At 63.5% G+C, this 8,898-nt stretch carries 10 protein-coding genes; 3 read left to right on the forward strand and 7 right to left on the reverse strand.

Going from position 1 to position 8,898, the window contains the following annotated elements; translation table 11 throughout:
• Positions 1 to 985: 985 nt before the first annotated feature.
• Positions 986 to 2,083: a pirin family protein gene (locus C6W92_RS16990; protein ID WP_206735559.1), complete on the reverse strand. Its 1,098-nt coding sequence runs from the start codon at positions 2,081 to 2,083 to the stop codon at positions 986 to 988.
• Between C6W92_RS16990 and C6W92_RS16995 the strand changes: the two genes are divergently transcribed.
• Positions 2,040 to 2,939: a LysR family transcriptional regulator gene (locus C6W92_RS16995; RefSeq protein WP_129435273.1), complete on the forward strand. Its 900-nt coding sequence runs from the start codon at positions 2,040 to 2,042 to the stop codon at positions 2,937 to 2,939. The genes C6W92_RS16990 and C6W92_RS16995 overlap by 44 nt on opposite strands.
• A 207-nt stretch (positions 2,940 to 3,146) precedes the next feature.
• Entirely contained in the window at positions 3,147 to 3,767 is a 621-nt protein-coding gene (gene ycaC / locus C6W92_RS17000; protein WP_129435275.1) for an isochorismate family cysteine hydrolase YcaC, read from the forward strand.
• 749 nt (positions 3,768 to 4,516) lie between these two features.
• On the opposite strand, the gene C6W92_RS17005 is transcribed toward ycaC, so the two are convergent.
• From C6W92_RS17005 to C6W92_RS17030, 6 genes are all read right to left on the reverse strand, one after another.
• Complete coding sequence (locus C6W92_RS17005; protein WP_129435276.1) at positions 4,517 to 4,960, reverse strand: GNAT family N-acetyltransferase; 444 nt, start codon at positions 4,958 to 4,960, stop codon at positions 4,517 to 4,519.
• A 14-nt stretch (positions 4,961 to 4,974) separates the two neighbouring features.
• Positions 4,975 to 5,664: a DUF4386 domain-containing protein gene (locus tag C6W92_RS17010; RefSeq protein ID WP_129435278.1), complete on the reverse strand. Its 690-nt coding sequence runs from the start codon at positions 5,662 to 5,664 to the stop codon at positions 4,975 to 4,977.
• 36 nt (positions 5,665 to 5,700) lie between these two features.
• On the reverse strand, positions 5,701 to 6,591 hold the full coding sequence (locus tag C6W92_RS17015) for an EamA family transporter (protein WP_129435280.1): 891 nt from the start codon (positions 6,589 to 6,591) through the stop codon (positions 5,701 to 5,703).
• 180 nt (positions 6,592 to 6,771) lie between these two features.
• Positions 6,772 to 7,410, reverse strand: coding sequence for a DsbA family protein (locus C6W92_RS17020; RefSeq protein WP_129435282.1), 639 nt, complete (start codon positions 7,408 to 7,410; stop codon positions 6,772 to 6,774).
• Complete coding sequence (wrbA, locus tag C6W92_RS17025) at positions 7,410 to 8,033, reverse strand: NAD(P)H:quinone oxidoreductase (RefSeq protein WP_129435284.1); 624 nt, start codon at positions 8,031 to 8,033, stop codon at positions 7,410 to 7,412. The genes C6W92_RS17020 and wrbA overlap by 1 nt, the downstream gene beginning before the upstream one ends.
• Positions 8,034 to 8,140: 107 nt before the next feature.
• Entirely contained in the window at positions 8,141 to 8,695 is a 555-nt protein-coding gene (locus tag C6W92_RS17030; protein ID WP_347232820.1) for a substrate binding domain-containing protein, read from the reverse strand.
• A 47-nt stretch (positions 8,696 to 8,742) separates the two neighbouring features.
• Between C6W92_RS17030 and C6W92_RS17035 the strand changes: the two genes are divergently transcribed.
• Positions 8,743 to 8,898: transposase (locus C6W92_RS17035; protein WP_164989284.1), on the forward strand; the 156-nt coding region annotated here is incomplete at its 3' end.

The raw sequence follows: 8,898 nt of genomic DNA on the forward strand, positions 1-8,898 counted from the left end.
TGGCCTGTCCACCAACCGAGCGGCCGAAGCAGCCCGAAAGCCGCTGGAAACAAGCTGCCTGATGCCCGGCATGGCCCTCACATCGGCGCGTCGGCGCAGCAGAAGGCGTTGTTCAGACTTTCCCTAAGGGAAACTTGGGCTTCAAGAATTCACCACTTAGCGCCGACTGATAGGCCAGTTCTGAGTAACCGCGTGCCTGAAAATCTTGCGTTGCGTTCTGGAGTTTGGGGTAGTCGTGGGTCGACAGAATTGGCTGGCTCGATCCAATCTATTGCCCCATCCCTCTTTCACAGCCGTCTCTTGAACCTTTGTCCGAGCCTAAACCTCTCACAACGGCACTGGCTTTCCTTTCAGCCGATGCCTCGGGCAACCATTACTCCGCTCCAGGCCGCCACTGCAGTCAGTGTGGCGCCCCAGGCCATGTCGACGGCCACCATCGAGGGGTGCCAGTCGCGCATCACCGTCCAGCTGGTCAGCTCGTAAGTGCCGTAGGCGACAAAGCCCAGTATGGCGCCGTTGACAAACGCTGTTGCAGGCGTTCCGTCGCGCAGCGCCGGCTAACCCGCGAACCAGACGACGCCCCCCATATAGACGACGTAGAAAAGTGCGGCCGGGAGAGGACGTATCCCCTCGTGAAGCGTTTCTCCTCTGCTCCCGTTGAGATAGCCTGGTGCGGCAGTTCTTCTACGGGCGTGGATTCCAACGCCGCAGATTGTCTTCCCGTATGTGGTCAGTTCGCTTTGAAATTGGTCGCAGCAACGTATTCTCATATGCTCGTTAAACTGTTCGCCAGGACTTCGCTTGCCCATCGGGATCCGCCGCGACGCGTCTTCCTAAAAGGCGAGCCATTCCTATCGCAGGTGCGCCAATTTCGTTGCCCAAACGATGCCTCGCATACGTGATGGCTTTTGCCCTTGGCAAGTTGGCGCACCATGACCTCGCGAAAGGGGGCGGGGATGATCCCCGCCCGTGATATTGATGCCCTCTACAAGCTATCGAATGCACCCGCACGGAATTCGGCAATGGCGTGACGGATTTCAGCCTCGGTGTTCATCACGAACGGGCCGTAAGCCGCTACGGGTTCGTTGATGGGCTCGCTCGAGAGCAGCAGCACTTTCGCCTCCGTCTCGGCCGCGACCGAAAACGTCCCCTCGCCCTCCAGGCGGGCGACGGCGGGGCCGGTGATTGGCGCGTCGCTGTTGATCGCGACCGACCCGCTCAGCACTACCACGTTCACATCCTGCCCGTCGGGTGGTGCCAAGTCGGTCCGCTTGCCCGCATAAAGGCGCAGGTCCCAGACCTCCATCGGCGTGAATGTCCGCGCCGGGCCCACATGCCCATCGAAGGTGCCCGCGATCACGCGCAGCCGCCCGGCACCTTCGTCCAGATCGACTGCCGGGATTTGCGCATCCGTGACCGCCTGATAGCCCGGCGGGGCCGATTTGTCCCTTGCGGGCAAGTTGACCCAGAGTTGCACCATCTCGAACGGGCCGCCGCGCGCGGTGAAGTCGTGGCTGTGGAACTCCTTGTGCAGGATGCCATCGCCTGCGGTCATCCACTGCACATCCCCTTCGCGGATCACGCCGCCCTTGCCGGTCGAGTCGCCGTGCTCGACCTCGCCCTGATAGACGATGGTGACGGTCTCGAACCCCTTGTGAGGGTGCACATCGACGCCCCTCGGCCGTGACGCCGGCTCGAAGTGATGCGGACCGGCATAGTCCAGCATCAGGAACGGATCGTGGCTGTTTTCGCCGCTCATGTGTGAAAACAGCGACCGCACCGGAAAACCGTCTCCGACCCAATGGCCCGACGCGGCCGTGCTGATGGAACTCATATGTCTCATTTCGGATTCTCCCACTCGTGCGGTCTTGCCGCGTTCGAGGGTCAACTGTGCACCGCTCCGGAGCCGATCAATGGTCTTGCCGTTCTGTTTTCGAGAACGCGGGTTTCTTCTGTCTGGCGCTCTCTTGAGATCACGACTTAGTTCCGCGCCAAGCTCGCAAATTGCGCCGGACCAATCCTTGCCGTAATCAATTGGAATGCGCTGGACGATCAACGAGATCGAGACCTTTCTCGCGGTCATCGACGCGGGCTCCATCTCGGGAGCCGCGATTCGCGCGGATGTCTCGAAATCCGTGATCAGCAAGCGGATCAGCGACTTCGAGGCGGCGCTCGACACGGCCCTCTTCACGCGCCACGCCGGTCGCATCACGCCGACTGATGCGGCGCTGACACTTGCCGAAAGCCTGCGTCCGGCGCTGGCGCAACTTGTCAACGCAACCGAGGCCGCGGCATCTGGCGGGACGGACTTGCAGGGCCGGTTGAGCATATCGGCACCAATGAGTTTTGGCATCCATCACCTCGGCCCGATCATTGCCGGTTTCGCGCGCGCCCATCCCAGTCTTGAAATCGTTCTCGACTATGATGACGCCATGGTCGATCTCGCGCGCAAGGGGCACGATGTCGGCATCCGGCTGGGCGAGATGTCGGACAGCACGCTCCTGTCGCGCAAGCTTTGCGAGGACCGGCGCGCCATCGTCGCCAGTCCCGACTACCTCGCGCGTCACGGTCCGTTGACCGAGCCGGGCCATCTGTCGGAGCATGCCACCATCAGCTATCTGAACCGGCGCATCGGCGATATCTGGCGGTTCGATTCGCCTGTCCGGCCTCCCAGGCATTCCCACCTCGTCACCAATAACGGGGAGGCCATGCGCGACATGGTCTGCGCCGGGCTCGGCATCGCGCTCCTGCCGATGTTCATCGTGCACCGCGATATCGACGAGGGCCGTCTGGTCCAGGTTCTGCCGGATCTGCGGCCGCATTCCCTGCCCATTCATGTCGTCTGGCCGCCGGTCAGGCCAATGCCGGGAAAGCTCCGCCTCTTCATCGACCACCTCGTGGAGCATCTTGGCGACACGCCCCCCTGGCTGCGAACCTAGGGCCGGTTTCCGTCCGCTGCCCTTCTCTGCCCGTTCTCGAATCGTGAACCCGACATTCGCGCCGCGCCCAATGGCGGCGAACAGCACGCCCGGTATGCTGTGCGCGTTGCGCTTCGTTTCGTCCAGCCACATCCGGGCAGCCAAGCCGCGCAGCGCCAGAACACTCCGAGGCCGCGATGCCGGCCGCCAGACCAGAAGGAAACGCGAATGTCATTTACTTACAAGCGCCTGAACAAGGACGACGCAGCCGTCCTGCTCGTCGATCATCAGGCCGGGCTGCTCTCGCTGGTGCGGGATATCGACCCGGACAAGTTCAAGAACAACGTCCTCGCCCTCGCCGACGCGGCCAAATATTTCCGCCTGCCGACCATCCTGACGACGAGTTTCGAGGACGGGCCGAACGGCCCCATCGTGCCCGAGTTGAAAGAGACCTTTCCCGACGCTCCTTTCATCGCGCGTCCCGGGCAGATCAACGCCTGGGACAACGAGGAATTCCTGGCTGCGGTGAGGGCAACGGGCAAGAAGCAACTGATCGTCGCTGGCGTGGTGACGGAGGTCTGCGTGGCCTTCCCGGTGCTCTCCGCCATCGAGGAGGGTTACGAGGTGTTCGTGATCACCGACGCCTCGGGCACGTTCAACCCGATGACCCGGGACGCGGCCTGGGACCGGATGTCGGCAGCGGGCGCTCAGCTCATGACGTGGTTCGGCGCCGCTTGCGAGCTGCACCGCGACTGGCGCAACGATATCGAAGGGCTGGGCGAGCTCTTCTCGAACCACATTCCGGACTACCGGAACCTGTTTTCCAGCTACCTTGTCAGGCGCAGCTGAACGCGATCAAGCTGTGTGGCATCTCTTGGACAATGGCAGTGATCATGGCGATCTGCGCGTGGTCACTCGCCATTCGTTGCACCAGAGCCTGTCATCTGGAAATCGGGTTTGGAGGGCATGTGCACCATTCAGTATCGACGACATTGAGGATCCCGAGGATGTCAGCCATGCGCCCGTCTCAGTGGTATACGATGTGAGCATTTCGGCAGACAGTCTTTGGTCGCATAGTCATGGTGTAGGAGGTTTCGGGAACACGACGTCGGTGGCACCAGAAGGCATCCCCATATCACGATTTCGATTTTCCTAGGACTTCACATTCGTGCCGAGAGGTGGGTGGATGTGTATCAGTAAAAAGCAAGCCATTCCTAACCCCGGCTGCTGCGCCTTTCATCTCTCGGTGGGCGGGAGGCAATCCACCGCCGTCGGAGCAATGCGCCATGACGGCTCGATCAGTTCCAGGGAAGCAGGCTGACCGTGAAGCCCGGTGGAGGCGCAATTTCCATGAATGCGAGACATTGCCGACGGCCGCGCCAATCTCGTTTTTCCGGGATGTGCAGGGCAGAAGGATGCGCAAGGATGCGAACTTTGGTTGCCCTATGTGTCAAACTCGGCCCATAGCGGACTCCCTCCAACTGACACGACGCTGTAACGCAGCGTGAGGCACCCGGTCACGGCGCCGTCGCCGAAGGCGCAGCCCTATCATTGCCGGGTTCTCCTGCGGATTTACGGCTGGGTTCCGGGAGGATCCATCATGCGCGCACATACTTGATGAACTCCGTGAGGCTACCCACCTTTTCGTAAATACGTCGGGCGCGGGCGTTGGACCGCTGCGTCATCCAATACACAGTCGGCGTATTCCGTTCATCGGCCTCGACGTAGACGGCTTCGATCAGGTGGCGTCCAATCCCGGAGCCCCGGAATGCCGGCGCAACGAAGAGGTCCTGAAGATAGCAGACCTCCCCATCATGCCAGTTGTGGCCGTGCAGGATGCAATTCACAAAGCCCGCGACCCTGTTGTCGGCGATCGCGACAAGGCCGAAGCGGTCGGCATCCGCTGGATCGATCAGTTTCTTGAAGCTGCGCTCGAGAGAGGCTGTGGGCAGAGCCGTGCCGTAGAAGGCAAGGTAATCTCGGAACAGCGCGTTCCAGGCGGAACGGTCTTCCGGCGAGAGGGGACGTGCATGGACGGTCATCAGGGACTCCAAAGTTAGGTGGAACGGTTGCGGTGACTGCCCTGAGAGAGCAACCGCAGACAGAACGCCGTCTCGGCGAGGATAGTCAGCCCGTAGGCAGGCATGAATGCCGGGGACCATTCGGGCGCGAAGAAGCGCAGGCCGCTGCCGACGAGATAGACGAGGCCTGCGATCACCAGCCCAGCGCCAAACCCTTTCGCGAAGAGGCCCGAGCGCCAGACAACCCAGCCCATGATCAGGCTGTTCACACCGAAGAAGACAAGCCCAAGGTCGTATCCATGAGTGTGCAGGTCGAGGAAAACCAGCGCGAGCACTGAAGCATCGGTCAACTCGTCGGGACGGCCAAGCACCAACCACGCTGCCAGCAAGGCCATGAGGCTGACGGCGATCAGCACCGTCTGGATCAAGCGAAACACCATCGCCGACAGGGCAAGGCCCGGGGCCGCCGAGCGAAAGATCAGGTAGAGCAGGATCGCGAGCCCGGCGTCGCAGACCGCCATGACGAGGTCCGCGACGATGGCAAGGCGGAACTGACCGGGTGCCAAAAGGATTGCGGCGGCGGTGGCGTCCGCGTCTGCGAAGTCGATTGGCGGCCCCCGCAGGCCCATCTCGGCCCCAAGGCCCGTGATGATGATGACGAGGTAGAGAAGCCCGGCAAACGGCGCCTTCCCGACGAGGTTGTCGGTGGGTGCAAAGGGGGGCATGGTGCTTTTCCCATTCCGAAGGAGTGATCGGGCAACCTATGCCCAGCGTTTGACCGGCCGCACCCTGGCGCCGGTAACGAATGGGCGGTTCGCCCGCTGCCCCGCCCAGACAGAGCCGAGAACGATGGCCGCGCCGAGACCCTGCACAAGGGTCAGGGATTGGCCCAGAACTACCCAGCCGAGCAGCACGGCGGTCACGGGGCTCATCATGCCCAGCAAGGAGACAGCCCCCGGCTCGATCCGGGCGACGCCGCGAAACCAAAGCGCATAGGTCGCCGCCGCACCGACGAGGCCGAGCCAAGCAAGCCCTGCAAGGTTCGTCACCGTCAGGGGTGGCAGCGCAGGTTCCATAACCAGCACGAAGGGCAGCAGGATCAATCCGCCTGCGGTCAGCTGCCAGGCGGTGAAGCTGAGTGCGGAAACCGGCGGCTGCCATTTCCGGCTTAGGACGGTGCCCGCCGCCATGGACGCGGCGCCCCCGAGCCCGGCAGCGATGCCTACTGGATCGAGAGCGACATCCGGGCCGATCGGAAGCAGGGCCACGCCCGAAACTCCGGTCGCGGCCGCAGCGACCGCGCCTGCCCGGATTGGCGTGCCGAGCCACCCGCGCGCCATGAAGATGACCATCATGGCCTGAAGCGACCCGAGCGTTGCCGCCACGCCTCCCGGTAGCCCGTAAGCGGCCACAAACAACAACGCCCAGAACAGCGCGAAGTTGAAACTGCCAAGCAAGAAGACACGACCGAGCCAGATACGCGGCGGAAGGCAGCGCGTGAGTGTGAGCAAAAGCAGTCCGGCTGGCAAGGCGCGCAGCGCCGCCATCGTGATCGGGTAGCCCACTGGCAGCGCCTCGGTCGTTACGAGATAGGTGCTGCCCCAGACCGCCGGGGCGAGCGCCGTGAGAAGGATGTCGATAGTGCGGGACATTGGGGTCTCCTGTTGGGGCTCACTAGAGCGGAGGCGCGGACATGCGCGGGCGGTCGGGCCAGGGCTCGAGGGCGATGTCGCGCATCAGGTGCGGTGGCAGATCGCGTGGAATGTCTCGGAGGATGCGGTGGCGGCTCCGGCCGCGCATATGGAGAAAAGGCAGGGTCATGACATTTCTTTTCAGGCGACGAGGCGGATGGCGGCGCGCAATTGCGCGGCCAAGTCCTCGCGGGGTCCGTTTACAAGGCGTGTGCCCGTCTCGCGGACGATGATGGTGGGAACGGCCCGGACCTTAAGGGTGCGCGCCTTTTGCCGGTCGGCCTCGACGGCGCGACGGGTTTCTGGAACGTCGAAAATCTCTGCGAAGGCGGCAGCCTCGAAGCCCAGCTCCCGTGCGGCGCTCAGCACGACCTCGGGGTCCGCAACATTGCGAGCCTCGGCCAGATGCGCGTGCTGAAGGTGGTCGAACATGTCCCAGTGGGCGGACTGCCCGCCGATCCGTTCCGCGACCTTGCAGCCAAGCGCCGCGGTCATCCCGTGGGGATAGTCGAGCTGTGCGGCCCGCATGGCGTCGATATCGACAAGCTCAGGCCGGTCACTGACCTGACGGCAGACGGCCCAGTGCTCGAGGATGGTTTCTCGGGCATCCTCGGGACTCCCCCAGCGTGCAGCCATTTCGGCGCGGCTGGCTTGCAGAACGAAGGTGCGGTGCCGAATGTCGAGGTCGAAGTCCTCGGTCAGGCTGCGCAACCGCGACGAGATATTGAAGCACCAGCAGCAAACCACGTCATGGAAGAAGTCGACGGTAAGCGCGGCCATCAAGCAGCCTCCTCGCCCCGAACGTTGCCTGCAAGGCGCGCGGCGATCCGTGCGACATGGCCGCCCTGGAAGCGAGCGCCCGCCAGGTCGGTCTCGGTGGGCGCGCGCGAGCCGTCGGCTCCCGCAATCGTGCCGGCGCCATAGGGCGCACCACCGATGATGCCGTCAGCCGTTGTCTGCCCGGAAAAGCTGTAGGGCATGCCGACGATCAGCATCCCGAAATGCTGCAGCGGGATCTGGGTCGAGAGCAGCGTTGCCTCGTGCCCGCCATGCTGCGACCCGGTAGAAGCGAAGACCGCCGCCACCTTGCCCACAAGCGCGTTCCGCGCCCAGAGCGAGCTCGCCTGGTCGAGGAAGGACTTCATCTGACCCGCCATCATGCCGAACAGCGTCGGCGTGCCGAAGATTATGGCGTCATAGCGTTCCAGATCGGCCGGGGACGCGACAGGGGTGTCGTCCGTGGCAAACCCGGCCTTCTGCCGGACATCCTCGGGGACGGTTTCGGGCACGCGGCGCAGGTCGACATGGGTGCCGGGGACGGATTGCGCCCCTTCGGCCTCGGCCTGCGCAAGCGTGCGGACATGGCCATAGCTGGAATAATAAAGAACGAGCACACGGGTCATGGGATCCTCTCAGGGTTCTGGGTTTCCTTGCCCGAGAAGATCGCGGATCGGCGCGGCCGGAATAACCGCCCCGCTGTCAATTCATTCTTTACAGCGGTTGAAGAATGTCAGGGCCGAAGCGCGGCCCGCAGGTGGTCGAGAAACGCCGTCACCTTCGCGTCCATGCCGAGGCGAGAGGCGGTGACGGCGAATATCTCCGGTGCGGGCAGCTCCCAATCCGGCAGGACACGGACCAGGTCGCCCTGCGCCTCGGCCGGGTTTGAGACGAAATCCGGCAGAGTGCCGATACCCTGGCCCGCGATCAGCAGGTCGCGCAGAACCAGGCTGTTGCCGACGCGTAAGGGCGGGTCGAGCGGGATGGTCTTCGCGCCTGAGGGGCCGGTCAGGGTCCACGAGGTCAGGTGATCGGCCAGCAGGAAGCCGACGATCTTGTGCCCGGCGATATCTTCGGGCGACTGCGGCATGCCCGCGTCCTCAAGATAGGCGGGCGACGCGAAGATCCGTTGCCGCATGGTGCCGATCTTGCGCGCCACGAGCGCCGAGTCCGGCATCGCGGCGCGGATACGGATCGAGACGTCGAACCCGCCCTCGACCATGTCTACCACACGGTCGTCCATGGACAGGGTGAGGCGCAGGTCGGGATTTGTGATCCTGCCCCGGATTGGTGGACACCCATGATAGGCTTTCGAGCCAACGGAAGGAGTGTCCGATGGAGAAGAAGCGCCGGTATTTTCCGGCTGAGTTCAAGCGGCAGGCTGCGGAGCGCGTCGAGACGAGCGGGCTGTCGATCATGGATGTCGCAGCGGAACTCGGCGTCCACGAGACGCAGCTGCGCCGCTGGATAAGACAGTTCGGCAAGTCGGGG

The organism is Roseovarius sp. A46 (assembly GCF_004126395.1).
GTDB classification, from domain to species: Bacteria; Pseudomonadota; Alphaproteobacteria; order Rhodobacterales; family Rhodobacteraceae; genus Roseovarius; species Roseovarius nitratireducens.